The sequence below is a fragment of the Lapidilactobacillus salsurivasis genome (assembly GCF_054785215.1).
The window spans coordinates 56736-69989 of the sequence record NZ_BAAABI010000001.1; the positions used below are offsets into that span (position 1 = coordinate 56736).

General features: G+C 48.3%; 12 protein-coding genes. 6 read left to right on the top strand and 6 right to left on the bottom strand.

Features of this window, described 5'->3' with window-relative positions; genetic code table 11:
• Positions 1–59: 59 nt before the first annotated feature.
• Positions 60–896, bottom strand: a complete 837-nt coding sequence (locus ACYVSB_RS00270; RefSeq protein ID WP_461217957.1) for a DUF72 domain-containing protein — start codon at positions 894–896, stop codon at positions 60–62.
• Positions 897–1217: 321 nt separating this feature from the next.
• On the opposite strand from ACYVSB_RS00270, the gene ACYVSB_RS00275 reads away from it, so the two are divergent.
• On the top strand, positions 1218–2369 hold the full coding sequence (locus ACYVSB_RS00275; protein ID WP_461217958.1) for an ABC transporter ATP-binding protein: 1152 nt from the start codon (positions 1218–1220) through the stop codon (positions 2367–2369).
• Positions 2370–2473: 104 nt separating this feature from the next.
• Here the strand turns inward: ACYVSB_RS00275 and ACYVSB_RS00280 are convergent, their stop codons facing one another.
• Positions 2474–3355: an AraC family transcriptional regulator gene (locus tag ACYVSB_RS00280; RefSeq protein WP_461217959.1), complete on the bottom strand. Its 882-nt coding sequence runs from the start codon at positions 3353–3355 to the stop codon at positions 2474–2476.
• Between the two features lie 157 nt (positions 3356–3512).
• Between ACYVSB_RS00280 and ACYVSB_RS00285 the strand changes: the two genes are divergently transcribed.
• Positions 3513–5513: a glycoside hydrolase family 31 protein gene (locus ACYVSB_RS00285; RefSeq protein ID WP_461217960.1), complete on the top strand. Its 2001-nt coding sequence runs from the start codon at positions 3513–3515 to the stop codon at positions 5511–5513.
• A gap of 308 nt (positions 5514–5821) precedes the next feature.
• Here the strand turns inward: ACYVSB_RS00285 and ACYVSB_RS00290 are convergent, their stop codons facing one another.
• Entirely contained in the window at positions 5822–6049 is a 228-nt protein-coding gene (locus tag ACYVSB_RS00290) for a hypothetical protein (RefSeq protein WP_125597150.1), read from the bottom strand.
• A gap of 706 nt (positions 6050–6755) precedes the next feature.
• Here ACYVSB_RS00290 and ACYVSB_RS00295 point away from each other — a divergent pair.
• The gene (locus ACYVSB_RS00295; RefSeq protein ID WP_125597153.1) at positions 6756–7664 is read left to right on the top strand and encodes an EamA family transporter; all 909 of its coding nucleotides are present in this window, start codon (positions 6756–6758) and stop codon (positions 7662–7664) included.
• Between the two features lie 172 nt (positions 7665–7836).
• On the opposite strand, the gene ACYVSB_RS00300 is transcribed toward ACYVSB_RS00295, so the two are convergent.
• Genes ACYVSB_RS00300 through ACYVSB_RS00310 form a run of 3 tightly spaced genes read right to left on the bottom strand, consistent with a single transcriptional unit; the run spans position 7837 to position 9849 of the window.
• Positions 7837–8157, bottom strand: coding sequence for a chorismate mutase (locus ACYVSB_RS00300; protein ID WP_125597156.1), 321 nt, complete (start codon positions 8155–8157; stop codon positions 7837–7839).
• Positions 8151–8858, bottom strand: coding sequence for an NAD-dependent protein deacylase (locus ACYVSB_RS00305; protein WP_125597159.1), 708 nt, complete (start codon positions 8856–8858; stop codon positions 8151–8153). Before ACYVSB_RS00305 ends, ACYVSB_RS00300 begins: the two co-directional genes overlap by 7 nt.
• Positions 8851–9849 (bottom strand): hypothetical protein, encoded by a 999-nt coding sequence (locus ACYVSB_RS00310; RefSeq protein ID WP_461217961.1) that lies wholly within the window; start codon positions 9847–9849, stop codon positions 8851–8853. Before ACYVSB_RS00310 ends, ACYVSB_RS00305 begins: the two co-directional genes overlap by 8 nt.
• 76 nt (positions 9850–9925) lie before the next feature.
• Between ACYVSB_RS00310 and ACYVSB_RS00315 the strand changes: the two genes are divergently transcribed.
• From ACYVSB_RS00315 to ACYVSB_RS00325, 3 genes are all read left to right on the top strand, one after another.
• Positions 9926–10435 (top strand): YbhB/YbcL family Raf kinase inhibitor-like protein, encoded by a 510-nt coding sequence (locus tag ACYVSB_RS00315; RefSeq protein ID WP_461217962.1) that lies wholly within the window; start codon positions 9926–9928, stop codon positions 10433–10435.
• A gap of 18 nt (positions 10436–10453) precedes the next feature.
• Complete coding sequence (locus tag ACYVSB_RS00320; RefSeq protein WP_461217963.1) at positions 10454–11371, top strand: aldo/keto reductase; 918 nt, start codon at positions 10454–10456, stop codon at positions 11369–11371.
• A 420-nt stretch (positions 11372–11791) separates the two neighbouring features.
• Positions 11792–13249 carry a PTS transporter subunit EIIC gene (locus tag ACYVSB_RS00325; RefSeq protein ID WP_461217964.1) on the top strand — a complete coding sequence of 486 codons (1458 nt, stop codon included), beginning with the start codon at positions 11792–11794 and terminating at the stop codon, positions 13247–13249.
• Positions 13250–13254 lie beyond the last annotated feature (5 nt).

The window sequence follows — 13254 nt, forward strand, 5'->3', positions numbered from 1 at the left end:
AACGCGTTGGAAATAATGACCTAGCCGATCTTGATTTTTCAGAAAGGTGACCGCTACTTTCACTCAAACAGATCCAACTGTTGCCCCCCTGGACGTTGATAGTTCAGCCCCAATGCTTGACTAAATTGTAAGGCGTTTTCTGCGGCATCACCGCCAGAGTTATTATTGAAAATGATGTAATTACGCGCGACTTGGGACGAAAACTCTTTCACCAATGTGGCCAATTCTTGTAACTCGGTTTCAGAATAATGATATAACGTTCGTCCCGTCTTACCGCCAAACCCTTTCTTGGCCCAGTTCACACCATTACGACCGTGAAACCGCCAAAAGCCCAGTTGTGGGGTGGTCACCACTGGCCGCAACGGCACACTGTCAGCGCCAATATCAGGCTGATCGATCATCGCTAAAGTCAATTGTAAGGCGCGGAACCGTTCCACCACTTGATCGAAGTAACGGGGATCATACCAACTACGATGACGGAACTCAATCATGATCGGCAATCTAGGCAAGTGTTTGCGCGCAAACGCTAAATAATCCAGTGCTGAACCTGACAACCCAAAGTTCGGCGAGAATTGCATCAAAACACCCGCCAATTGCCCACGCTCCTGTAATGGCCCAATCGTCGCCAAGAACTGCTGATAGATTTGGGCCAGACTGACACCGGAGGCCGGCGCTTCATGGAGCGTTAGTTCGCGCGGTGGCTTGACAATGAACTGAAACTGCGGCGCAACTTGAGTCTGCCAATTCAGGACGATCTTGACGTCTTTCAAACCATAGAAAAACGTATCCAACTCAACCACGGGAAAAACGCGACTATATTCTGTTAAAGTTGGTTTCTTGACACCGGGAAACAGCCGGGGATGTTCTGTCCAGGTTGTTAAACCGATCAAATCCAATCTTTCCACCTACTTTCATGGGGCTCCTGCCCTTGCCAACAGCCTTGCTGTTCTAACATGATTATCTGGCGGAACCGAGCTAATTTCAAGCGAACTATTTATGAAAGAGAACGCGGCAACTGATTGGCAGGCGTGTTTCAATGACGAACACGGTCCACATGTCATCAAAGCGCCGTGGTTAAGCCATTTCAACTAGTGCCACGGCGCCTTTGGTCATGTTGCACAATGGTAAAAACGCTTTTTTGTGCGAAATAGGGTGGTCTAGGAAATCGTTTTCTTTTATGATATAAGCGTACTCGAAAAAGAAAGGTGTTTTTCTAAATGGTTAAAGTAGACTTAGATCACATTTACAAACGTTATGCAAATGCTGAAGAAGATAATTTCGCCGTATCCGACTTTGATTTACACATTGATGATCACGAGTTTATCGTATTCGTTGGGCCTTCAGGCTGTGGTAAGTCAACAACATTGCGGATGATTGCCGGCTTGGAAGATATTACGAAAGGCGACTTAAAGATCGGTGGCAAAGTCATGAACGACGTTGCTCCTAAGGATCGTGATATCGCCATGGTCTTCCAGAACTACGCTTTGTATCCACATATGACTGTTTTCGATAACATGGCTTTTGGCTTGAAATTACGTAAATACGAAAAAGCTGACATCAAGAAACGTGTTGACGAAGCTGCACAAATCTTAGGCTTGACTGATTATCTGGAACGTAAACCAGCTGCTTTGTCAGGTGGTCAACGTCAGCGTGTCGCTTTAGGTCGTGCGATCGTCCGTGATGCGCCTATCTTCTTGATGGACGAACCTTTATCAAACTTGGATGCCAAGTTACGTGTCACAATGCGTGCTGAAATCGCTAAATTACACCAACGCTTGAACACAACTACGATTTACGTAACCCATGACCAGACAGAAGCGATGACCATGGCTGACCGGATCGTTGTTATGTCAATGGGTGAAGTTCAACAAATCGGGACTCCTGCTGAAGTTTACGATACGCCTAAGAACAGATTCGTCGCTGGTTTCATCGGCTCACCTGCTATGAACTTCTTCGAAGTCCATTATGAAAATGGTGTTTTGACTGATAATAGTGATGGCTTACGCTTAAACGTTCCAGAAGGTCGCGCTAAGATCTTGGACGCAGATGGTTACAATGGTAAGGACTTGACTTTAGGTGTTCGTCCTGAAGACATCCATACTGAAGGTGCCTTCCTAGAAACATTCCCTGATGCAACTGTTAAAGGTAAAGTTGTCGTTTCTGAATTACTTGGTGCTGAATCAATGCTTTACGTCACATCAGGTGATACTGAATACGTTGCGAAAGTTGACGCGCGTGATTACCACAAACCTGGCGAAGAAATGCAACTCGGGTTCGACTTGAACAAAGCGCACTTCTTCGATAAAGATACAACTTTATCCATTGTGCAAAAAGCTAAAGACGAACAACGGGTTGATCAAAACGCTTAATTTGCTTCCTCCCCTAAAAAAGCAAAAAAACAGACGCTAACCACGTCTGTTTTTTTGTTGTCCTGTGATCCAACCACGACAGCTGCAACTGTTGATCACTCGAGTCATTCGCCTAACGTTGGCGCGATGGCGGCCCGGCGGTACTCGGTTGGCGTAAGTTGCAACCGGCGGTGGAAAATCTTGTTGAAATAAGAAACATTGTTGAAGCCGACATGACTGGCGATCGCGCTGATTGAATCGGTGGTGGTCTTCAACAGGATCGTGCTTTGCGTAATACGCAAGATATTGATGTAATCGGTCAACGCAATCTTGGTTGTCCGTTTGAAGATACGACAGAGATAACTTTTGCTCAAATTAAAGCGCGTCGCCAACGAACTCAGCGTCAGCGGTTGCTCATAATTTGCTTGAATAAAGGCGATCACTGTTTTCGTGAGTTCCACGGCGATCCCGCCAGAATTAACTTTAACGTGGGCGGTTTCCGCCAACTGTGCCAGAATTGCCCAAACCAAATAGAGGTGGCCCTTAATTCGTAACATATAAGCCGGCGCGCTTTGATCGAAGTCGTGCTGGATCACTGCCAATTCCGCCTTTAGTTGCGACACTAGCGGTGCGGTCGGTGGCAAGACCGGTGGCACTTGAAGCGGGGCACTTAAATATTGCTGCTGAATACTGTCCGGCACCGCCGATTGTAACAAAATCGGATCAAAAACGACCGCGTAGAAATCAAACGGGACCGCCATGGGCGCGCTCATCGCGTGTAATTGATCTGGTTGAATGACCGCCACATCCCCCACTTGGAGTGGATAAGAAGCGCCATTCAAATGCAGTTCCCCTTGTCCGTTGACTACGACGAGAATCTCAAATTCTGAATGCCAATGAGTGGCGACCCGCTCAATAACCGTGGGATCCGAGCAAAAATCATGGACCCGTAACGGAAACAACTTGGTGCCATGTGGTTCGAGTTCTTTCAGTTCTTCTCCGTACATTTATTTATCCTTTTTGCGCAATATTGTGTTACTTTAAGTCAATTTTATTATAGCCTTTTAGCGATAAGATAGCTATATTAACCTTAGAGGCGTAAACGTGTGCCAAGTAGTTACGTCATCATTGTGTTAATCGTCATTAACTCACGGGAGGTTAATCATGCAATACAAAATCAAAGATGGTGCCCTGATCGTTGGTCACCAAAATGAAACACTGCGTTTAGAAGCTTGGGGTCAGGATGCGTTGCGGATCCGAGCAACCGAATACCCTGAATTCACCGCGAACGATTGGGCTTTAAGCCAACCAGTTGCGCCAGCGCAACGACAAGCTGACATTGAAATCAATGAAAACGACGGCACCGCGAACATCGTCAATGGCCGTTTACAGGCAACAGTCAATGCGGCGGGAGTCTTGTCCTTTTTCCGCGATGGTCAACTGATTCTTCGCGAATACTTCCGCTCCTATTTTGGCACTGAAAGCAATGAAAGCCGTTGTTTGAAGATCATCGGTCGCGATTGGAAACCAATTATCGGCGGCGATTATGGCTTGACCGTTCGTTTCGACCCCAATGATGGCGAGAAACTCTTCGGAATGGGTCAATACCAACAGAAATATTTGGATCTCAAAGGTTGTACTTTAGAGCTGGCTCAACGTAATTCGCAAGTCACTGTGCCCTTCGCCGTTTCTAGCTTAGGCTATGGCTTCTTGTGGAACCACCCAGGTATCGGCCAAGTCAACTTCGGTAAGAACATGACTGAATGGCACGCGGACGCCACGAAACAAATGGATTATTGGATCACCGTGGCTGATACGCCAGCTAAAATCGTGGAGAATTACTCCGCGGTGACCGGTCGCGCCCCTGCCTTACCTGATGGTCTGTTAGGCTTGTGGCAATCGAAATTACGTTATCGCACCCAAGCTGAGGTCCTCAAAGTTGCCCGTCATTATCAGGAATTGGGGCTACCGCTGGACGTGATCGTCATTGACTTCTTCCACTGGACGCGCCAAGGCGACTGGCATTTCGATACTGAATACTGGCCAGATCCTAAAGCCATGTGTGACGAACTCCACGCCATGGGCACCAAGGTTGTGGTTTCCGTTTGGCCATCAGTTGACCGCAAGAGCGAGAACTTCGAAGAAATGTTTGAAAAGGGCTACCTGATTCGGACCGAACGCGGCTCAATCCAAACCTATGATTTCCAAGGCGATTGCTTGGAGATCGATGTAACCAATCCAGCTGCACGTGACTTTATTTGGGCGAAATGCAAGGCTAATTACTATGATTACGGCATCGATATGTTCTGGTTGGATAACGCCGAGCCAGACTACGCGGTCTATGACTACGATAATTACCGCTACTACTTAGGACCAGCGCTTGAAGTTACCAATATTTACCCTCAATTATATGTGCAAGCCTTTGAAGATGGCATCACCGCCGACGATCCCGCTAAGAAACAACTACACTTGGTGCGCTCCGGTTGGGCCGGCAGCCAAAAATATGGCACTTTGATCTGGTCAGGCGATGTTCCTAGTACCTTTGAATCCCTAGAAGATCAATTATCCGCCGGCTTAAATATGGGACTGGCCGGAATTCCTTGGTGGACCACCGACATTGGTGGGTTTATGACCGATGACGTCAATGATCCCGCCTTTAAGGAATTGCTGATCCGTTGGTTCGAATTTGCGGTCTACACTCCATTCCTACGAATGCATGGTGATCGCGGCCCCCATGATATTCCGGCGTTATCTGATTCCGATCATGGTGGTGGCAGTCTTTACACCGGTCATGACAACGAAATTTGGAGCTATGGCGAGGACGCTTTTGCAATCATGAAGGATCAGTTGCAGATTCGTGACGGTTTGAAGCCATATATCGAGCAATTGTTCCAAGAAGCCAGCGCAACAGGCGCGCCACTATTGCGGACAATGTTTTATGAATTCCCTGATGATGCTCATGCTTGGGAATTACAAGATCAATATATGTTCGGCTCCGATTACCTCGTCGCGCCCGTTCTTCGCGCCGGCATCAGCGAACGCGAAGTTTACTTGCCGGCTGGTCGTTGGGTGAACGTTAACGACCAACATGAATACAGCGGTGAACAAACGATCATGGCGGCGGCCCCATTGAACCAGATTCCCGTCTTTAAGAAACTGGCTTAAGCGCAAGCTTACCCACCAGTTCGAGCTAACCACACAATATACGAAACAGCGACTACTCAGTGGAGTGGCCGCTGTTTTTTCGCATGATTGCAGGTTCGCGCGGGTGTTGCGCGTAAGCGCAACCGGGTCCTATTCATGATTTTTCGTTTGATGGCAGATTTGAGTGGGTTTGGATGGGGACGCAACCGCCTCAGGACGTTTATCGTGGCTGGAAACGTGCTCCGCGCAACTGACTTCTGTGCTTAGCTACGCAACGGTTTCGGAAGCGAAGCCCGCTTCCAAAGCCGTCGCTAGGCTAATGCTCGAAGTCAACCCGTTGCGCTGCGCACTCTGTTTCGAACGCGGTGGGCATCGTTTGAAGCCAATCCGCAAGCCCGGCGGCTTGTCTTCAAATCGAGCCTTATTCTAAGCGATGAATCGCTAAGAATAATCTCACCGCTGAGCCACACGTCCTGAGGCGGTTGCTGAACAGAATTGCGCCTATCTGCAATCAAGGCGAAGAATTTGACGAAGTAGTTTTGCAAGCTAGAGGTCAAACAATCGACTAGTTTTGAGGTGGTACGGCAACACCAACGGATGCGGATTAGGATGTCGGGACACTTTACATTCGTTAGACATCTTTACCTGCTCTCTAGACAATCCCCGATGAAAATCGACCGATTCTGTTGATTCGCTGAGAACTAGTTCTGTTCATCAGATGGGCTGTACTGGTGTCACCAATTTAAAGCTTGTAACCACTAACTAGGGTCGTCAGTTGCGTGGCTCCTCATCAATTAGCCATAGCTTGTCAGTCGGCGTGAATGCTCAAGCGGCTGTTATAACGTTGAGCGGCTGGAGCGGAGCGTGGCGTTGGTGGATCGTTTACTAGTTGGCGGAAGGTCGGGCTGGGGGTGAGTCAGCCGCGATATTATTGTTGGCGATTTATCGCCTACAATAAGGCCGAGTTTTGAGATTTTCGGCGGGTTTCCGAAAAGCTCAAAATCGTGCCCGCAGCGTTCCACCAACGCCACGCGCAGCGCAAGTTGCGGCCAAGCTACTTTTCGTCTAGTGTCGCAATTATGACACCGGCCACGAGCAAGCTACTTCCAGTCGGCCAATAATTAGGCGCGCCTGACAACAATCAATAACTTGCCATATTTTCAGCAAAAAAAGGCGATAGACCATTGACGCCTCCCACCAGATTCGCTATTCTATTCTAGACGTTGACAAAAAGTTAATGAAATGAAAAGGGGCAACTCATTTATGTGGTTTTTACCAGCACTGATTACCTTGCTTGCTTGGGGAACTGCCGACCTGTTCTACAAAATCGGCAACAACGAAAAGGAGCAAAATAGTGCCTTGAAAACCGTGATCATGGTCGGTTTAGTCATGGGGCTTCACGCGATCCTTTATTACGGCGTTTATCAGGGCATCGATTATCAATGGCGGAACTTGCTTGTTTATCTGCCTGTTTCTTCCATGTATATCTTATCAATGGCGGTTGGCTATTTCGGCTTGCGTTATATTGAATTGTCGATTTCCAGCCCGATCAGCAATTCTTCTGGCGCCTTTGTCGTCTTACTTTCCTTCTTCTTTATGCATGGCAATATGGCGCCTCTAGAATGGGTCGCCGTGTTCATGATCATCTTGGGAATGCTTTTGCTAGGGATCTTTGAGAAACAGTCCGCAGATGCTGAGCTAAAAGCCAGCGGTGAGAAAGTCGATAAGAAGTACCGCATCAGTGCCATTGCGATTATTTTCCCCGTGATCTATGCCTTGCTAGATGCGATGGGCACATACCTCGATGGGGTTTACCTAGATTACAAGAAGATCTTGCCTGAAGATCAGGCCAACATGAGCTACGAACTGACTTTCTTGTTCGTGGGGATCCTAGTTTGGCTTTACCTGCACTTCGTCAAGAAGGAAACCGTCAATGTTTTCAAGGAAAAATATCGTGGTCTAGCTGCGATTTTCGAAACTTTAGGTCAATTCTTCTACGTTGGCGCGATGGCTTCTAAGTCGATCATCGCCGCGCCAATGATTGCTTCGTACAGTATCGTTTCGATCATTCTGGCGCGCATATTCCTGAAGGAGAAACTCAGTACCAAACAATATATCGTCGTGGGCGGCATCATGGTCGCCATTGCGATCTTAGGCTTTTATGACGCCTAAGCGCCCACGCTCGAAACGTGCTCTGGATGCCAGGCAAATCAAAAACGCAACTCCCTTTGGCTGGGGTTGCGTTTTTTTGATGGCCGGCGGGCAATTTGACCCGAAAAATTGGGGTGGCGTTCGTGTCATCACGACCGCAATTAAGCCTTAGTCAGGAGCTGATCGGACCAACTCACTTGAGCTTGGATTGGTCGGCGTCAGGAGCCGACTGACCATCTGCCTCATCCTGCCACGCCTTGATCAATCGAGCCTGATACTGCTTGGAAACTAATAAGATATCGGCGTACAGCGTTCGAACATATTCGGCCTGTTCGGCGGGAACGCGTTGTCCAATTTGCTCATAAACTTGGGCCTCGCGCCGCCGATCAACTAGTGGCAGCTGATGCTGGTGCTTAACGGCGGCGATACGTTGGCCCACCTGTAACCGTTGGGCCAACAACGGCATCAATTGCTGATCGATTTGGTCGATTTCGGCACGTTCTTGCTCTAACATGTTTCCAACCCCTTCCGAATTTCTTCAAAAACCGTCAGCGCATCGTCTTGGATCAGGCGAACGGACGCTGGTGCGGCAATACTCTCACGATTGATCGCATAAATCGGCGTCTCGGCTTGACGATACTGAATCAGTTGGGCAAAGGGATAGACCCGAAAACTCGTCCCCACGATCAATAACAAATCGGCGTTAGCAATCGCCTGAGCCGACTTCATCAAGATTTCCGACGCAATCGACTCCCCGTATAAAACGATGTGCGGCCGAATGATCCCTCCATCGATTTGATGATGATAGTCCTGGGCGAAGTCCTCATAGCTAACCGCTTGACCACACTTTTGACAATACAAATCGTACAGATTCCCATGAAACTCGATGACATGTTGATTACCTGCCTGTTTGTCCAGACCATCAACATTTTGCGTCACCAGCGTCCCTTTCTCATTACACAACGCCGCGATTTCTTGGTGAATCAAATTTGGTCGCGCCGCGGGAAAATACATCCGTTTAGTCACAAATTCATAAAAGGCTTGGGGATGCTGGGTCAAGTTCTCATGACTCAGCAAATATTCCGGATTGGCAGCGCCAGCATACAGGCCGGTTTTGGAGCGGTAATCGGGAATGCCCGAATGTGTCGAGACGCCCGCTCCAGTCAAGAAAGTAATCCGTTGCGCCTGTTTGATCGCCGCAATCAACTCATTCATGCTGCTCACCGGGAAATTGCTCCGGTAAATAGTGGCCGTCGCGCTGGGCGTATTCGATCTGATGCTCGTTAAGGAAATCTTCGACCCGCTGTTCGTAACGCTCATGCATCGCCTCTGAGCCTTGCTGATCAACTGGGATTTTGAAGGTGCCAACACACTGCTCATCTTTATCACCCAGCAGCAAATATAAATCGGCCAACTCAGGTTCAGGTTGATGATAGAAGTGGAATAATTGGCTGACCTTCAGATTTAATTCTCGGGGAGAAAGAACCGCGGTCACGGTTAAATGACGGCCTAAATCGATTTGCTCGTCAATTAATTTCTTATCCATGAACAGATTCAAAACCCGCATCAACGCTGCCCGCAATTGGCGATTGGTCGTTAAGGGTTTCTCCAGCCAAGTTTCTTGCAAGGTTTGCGCTAACGACCAAGCTCGAGGGAAATCAGCACTCCAGCTAGTGTCCGCAAGAGTTTCTGCGTCTAAGAGGACACGCGCGCCCACAATCTGTAACACGTTGCCAGTCACTGTAGAGCCCTCACTCCCAGCCGGCAAGTCATCATCGTGCATCAAATTAGCGCTGGCATATTCCCGAATGGCGTTTTGGGCCGGTTGATCCAAAACACCCATTGCTTTCAATCGTGGTAACATGGCTTGGTGCAGAATTGTTTCCAAGATAATTTGACCAAACACAGCCAAAAAGTTCGCCATTTGCTTATCGGTATCATCAACTGGACCAACTTGAATACTTTGACTGGTTTCCTGTTGTAAATGTAACAATTCATGCGCTACAATGAAGTTAGCAAAGCGTGGATTGGGGACCGTCAAAACATAATTGCCTTCTTGATCTTTAACGATTTGCGAAGCAGTTGGATTCAACGTTAACGAGTCCGGTCCGCTAATTAACAAATTCAACGTATGCGGCGCAATCTGCTCCCGGCACTGATTCAATAACGTCTGGACTGTTGCACTTAATTGTTCTTCAGGTTTCATATTCACTCATCCTTTGTGGGTTTTATGTCATTATTCTCATTATAACGCATCTGTCAGCGTTAGTAAGGAGCGCCTCATGAAAATATCAGTATCTTTAACAGCGCAGGGTTATTTGCCTGACCGCTATGGAAAATACGCTGCCGCCAACGAAATGATTGCTGGCTATCCGATAATCTCACCGGAGATCACCGTCAGTGATGTTCCCGCGGGTACGGCCAGCTTGGCCTTGACCTTGCTGGATTTTGACGCGGTGCCCGTTGGTGGATTTGTTTGGATCCACTGGCTGGCCGCCAATTTCGCGCCAGATTTGGCGCGGATCCCCGAGAATGCCAGCCAAATCGGCGGCGACTTTGTCCAGGGACGTAATAGTACCGCCGGGCGCCTCGTGCATAATTTAGACCCGCGCACCAATCAGCGTTATACTGGACCTCAGCCACCTGACCGAGATCACCAATATGAACTGACTTTATATGCGTTGCGGCAAACATTGCCGCTGCAAGCGGGTTATTGGTACAACGAATTTAGGCAATTGGCTCAAACACAAGTGATTACCACGGCTAAATTACTCATTCCTAGTCGCGCTTAATAAGGAGGAACTTATATCATGCGTCAAGTTAGTATTGGTTTAGATAACATCAACGCTTCAGAAATCGCCCTAGGTCTGATGCGGATCCCCGAGAAGACAACTGCCGAAGTGGTGACCCTTTTGGAAACGGCGGTTGACCATGGCGTCAACTTCTTCGACAATGCGGATATTTATGGTGGTGGTGATTCAGAACGTCGCTTTGGCGATGCGCTGGCCGCTTCCTCGATCAACCGTGATGATATTCTCGTGCAAACGAAGGCGGGCATTGGTCAAAATCAATATGATTTCTCAAAGACTCATTTAGTCGAAGCCCTCGATGGAAGTCTGGAACGGATGGGCTTGGATCACGTTGACTTCTTGCTTTTGCACCGGCCTGATGCCTTAATGGAACCAGACGAAATCGCTGATGCCTTCTTCGAAATGCAAAAAGCAGGCAAGGTCCGAGAATTCGGGGTCAGTAACTTCAACCCGTTACAAGTTGAATTGTTGCAACAGGCCGTGGCACAACCATTGGTGATCAACCAGTTACAATTTGGTTTGATGCACACTGGAATGATCGACTTTGGCTTCCATACCAACATGGCCGACGCTCGCAGTATTGATCATGACGGTGGCTTGTATGAATATTCCCGCATGAACAATATGACCATCCAGGCTTGGAGCCCTTACCAATATGGCTTCTTCGAAGGTGTCTTCATCAATAATCCTAAGTTCCCGAAACTGAATGAAATGCTCCAAAAACTTGCCGCGAAATATGACAGTAATGTCAATGCGGTTGCGGCGGCCTGGATCTTGCGGCTGCCAACCAGCATGCAAGTCATCGCCGGCACCACCAATCCTCATCGTCTGGCTGAGATCTGTGAAGCGGACCAAGTTCAATTGACGCGGACAGAATGGTATGATCTTTATTTAGCAGCTGGCAACGATCTGCCTTAACCATCCATTTAGGCGATTTTGAGCGCCTAAATGGTAAATACGCCAACGCGGCAGTTTCCCCTTTAATCTCTGCCAAATATTTTTTCTTTTATGCGCAAAACAAACCGACTACTGCTAACGCCTGGCCCCTGGTTAATCTAACCACCGCGACCAAATTCTTTGGCGGTGGCGGTTTTTTTGTGGGCGGCAACCTGTTTGCGACCAGCACGGAAGCACTTGCCAGCACCGTTGCCAGCTCGCGGTCGGTTGGATTTTAGAAAACAATAAAGCGTTTTCTTTGACAAGAAAAGCGATTGATTGTATTATTTGTTTAAACAAGTGATATTACTTGTTTAACCCTTTATTCAATTTTTCTTATTTGTTTTCAATATTGCCTTTATTTTTTCTAGTTGGTCGCGTTTATCCCAAGGGGGGAGAAAAATGGCCCAAAATTTACAACCTGCGGCAACAGCGATTGTTGCGGCAATCGGCGGGCGTGCCAATATTGAACTACTGACTCACTGTGTTACCCGTCTGCGTTTTGTATTAAAGGATGAGAGCAAGGTCGATGAGACGGCACTCAAGAATGTTGACCTGGTCAAGGGCTGCTTTAAAGCCGGGCGGCAATTCCAAGTAGTGATTGGCCCAGGTCTAGTTGATAAACTGTTCGATGTTGTTCAACAACAAACAGGACTGCAACAAGCGGACAAGGAAGAATTGAAGAAAGTTGAAGAATCCAAAGAGAACTTTCTCCAACGTGGTCTCAAAATTTTCTCTGATGTTTTCATTCCGTTGCTGCCAGCAATCGTTGGCGCCGGGATTTTGCTGGGTGTCGGCAATATTTTGACCGCTTCTGGGATTTTTGGACCAAAGGCGCTGGTGGTGACCTACCCGCAAATCAAAGGTCTGGCCGATATGATCCTGATGGTGGCCAATACCGCCTTCACCTATATTCCTGTATTAGTCGCCTGGTCCGCAACCAAGCGTTTCGGCGGAAATCCGATGCTCGGGATCTTGCTAGGTTTGGTGTTGATCAACGCTGAGCTGCTGACCGGCACACAAATGGCCAGTGTCATCTCAGGCGCGGTCAAACCAGAATACTGGAACATTTTTGGCCTTAACATTATGAAATTAGGCTACCAAAACTCTGTGCTGCCACCGCTAGTCGCTTCCTGGGTGCTGGTGTTCCTAGAGAAGTGGTTGAAGAAGGTCGTTCCGGATGTGCTCCAATTGATTGTGGTCGCGCCAGTAGCGATCCTGATCACCTCATTCTTGACTTTCTTGGTCATTGGACCAGTCATGAACCAAATCGCCACTTGGATCACAGATGGCGTCATGGCGTTGTTCAACGCTAGCCCGATCTTGGCGGGGTTATTGTTCGGTCTATTGTGGGAGCCGCTGGTGGTCACGGGGATGCACTATGCCTTTATCGCCGTCAATATCCAGCTGATTGCTTCCACACAACAAAGCTCGATGCTGGCAATCATTACCATCGTCTGTGTCGCTGAAGCTGGCGCCGACTTTGCCATGGCGATGCTGGCCCGGAACAAGAAACAAAAGAGTATCGCCGTTTCCGCGGGGACTTCCGCGCTACTCGGCGTCACAGAACCATCCATGTTTGGGGTCACGATTCCAGCCAGATATCCTTTCGTTTGCTCGATCGCGACCGCTGGATTAGCTGGCGCCATGATCATGGTCTTCAAAGAGTATGCAGTCTCCTTAGGACCAAGCGGCCCATTATCCTTCGTAATCATTCCGGCGCAGTTCTGGCCATGGCATTATTTGATCATGGCTGGTGCCTTCGTTATTTCCCTAGGAACCACCTACGCTTACGGACGCGTTTTAGCCCGGCGAACTGTGACTGAGGAAGACACGATCCCGGCGGAGGAACAGATTTAAGTCAA

What these genes read in the sequence shown, in the direction of transcription:
- ACYVSB_RS00315 (WP_461217962.1), top strand. Translation starts at nt 9,926, where the DNA reads ATGAAAATATCAGTATCTTTAACAGCGCAGGGTTATTTGCCTGACCGC.
- ACYVSB_RS00295 (WP_125597153.1), top strand. Translation starts at nt 6,756, where the DNA reads ATGTGGTTTTTACCAGCACTGATTACCTTGCTTGCTTGGGGAACTGCC.
- ACYVSB_RS00310 (WP_461217961.1), bottom strand. Translation starts at nt 9,849, where the DNA reads ATGAAACCTGAAGAACAATTAAGTGCAACAGTCCAGACGTTATTGAAT.
- ACYVSB_RS00325 (WP_461217964.1), top strand. Translation starts at nt 11,792, where the DNA reads ATGGCCCAAAATTTACAACCTGCGGCAACAGCGATTGTTGCGGCAATC.
- ACYVSB_RS00305 (WP_125597159.1), bottom strand. Translation starts at nt 8,858, where the DNA reads ATGAATGAGTTGATTGCGGCGATCAAACAGGCGCAACGGATTACTTTC.
- ACYVSB_RS00300 (WP_125597156.1), bottom strand. Translation starts at nt 8,157, where the DNA reads ATGTTAGAGCAAGAACGTGCCGAAATCGACCAAATCGATCAGCAATTG.
- ACYVSB_RS00285 (WP_461217960.1), top strand. Translation starts at nt 3,513, where the DNA reads ATGCAATACAAAATCAAAGATGGTGCCCTGATCGTTGGTCACCAAAAT.
- ACYVSB_RS00275 (WP_461217958.1), top strand. Translation starts at nt 1,218, where the DNA reads ATGGTTAAAGTAGACTTAGATCACATTTACAAACGTTATGCAAATGCT.
- ACYVSB_RS00320 (WP_461217963.1), top strand. Translation starts at nt 10,454, where the DNA reads ATGCGTCAAGTTAGTATTGGTTTAGATAACATCAACGCTTCAGAAATC.
- ACYVSB_RS00280 (WP_461217959.1), bottom strand. Translation starts at nt 3,355, where the DNA reads ATGTACGGAGAAGAACTGAAAGAACTCGAACCACATGGCACCAAGTTG.